Genomic DNA, 491 nt, shown 5'->3' on the forward strand with positions numbered 1-491 from the left:
CTGCTATCAAAAAGTTTTTAATGTGACGCTACCAAAAGTTGCAGGCTCACTTGTATCCAGAATTACGGATAATTTTCAGATATTGAAGCCTGCATTTTCAAGTTGAACGGGTATATAATTAAGTCAGTCATGGATAAGAAGTAAGCGCGAAATTAACCACACGTTCTAATTCCGCTCAACCTTTGTAATAGTTTTTCCGGAACTATGACTCAATCAGAAAAACATCAACATTGGACAACCATTGTCTCTAATCAGCAAGAAAGCGGCCTTTCCATTCCACACTTTTGTAAAGAGTACGATATTAATTACGCCACTTTTCACTATTGGCTGAAAAACTCAAACAAACTGATGATAAGCAGGTTGTCCATCAAGTGGTAATGAATGATCAGCGGTTGTTGTACATCTACCGAATGGACTGAGAGCGGAACTTCCAACCTCATTACCACTGACACAAATTCAAACTTGGCCTAAGGTGTCAGCGCCGATGTAAA

The 491-nt window shown here is 39.1% G+C and carries 1 protein-coding gene; it reads left to right on the forward strand.

What is annotated here, in order from left to right; genetic code table 11:
* The first annotated feature begins 204 nt into the window (after window positions 1–204).
* Window positions 205–378 carry an IS66 family insertion sequence element accessory protein TnpA gene (gene tnpA / locus AB4589_RS25765; protein WP_408063609.1) on the forward strand — a complete coding sequence of 58 codons (174 nt, stop codon included), beginning with the start codon at window positions 205–207 and terminating at the stop codon, window positions 376–378.
* Window positions 379–491: the final 113 nt, after the last annotated feature.

Origin of the sequence: Vibrio sp. 10N.222.49.A3 (assembly GCF_041475145.1) — a bacterium.
In the GTDB taxonomy this organism is placed as follows: domain Bacteria; phylum Pseudomonadota; class Gammaproteobacteria; order Enterobacterales; family Vibrionaceae; genus Vibrio; species Vibrio tasmaniensis_A.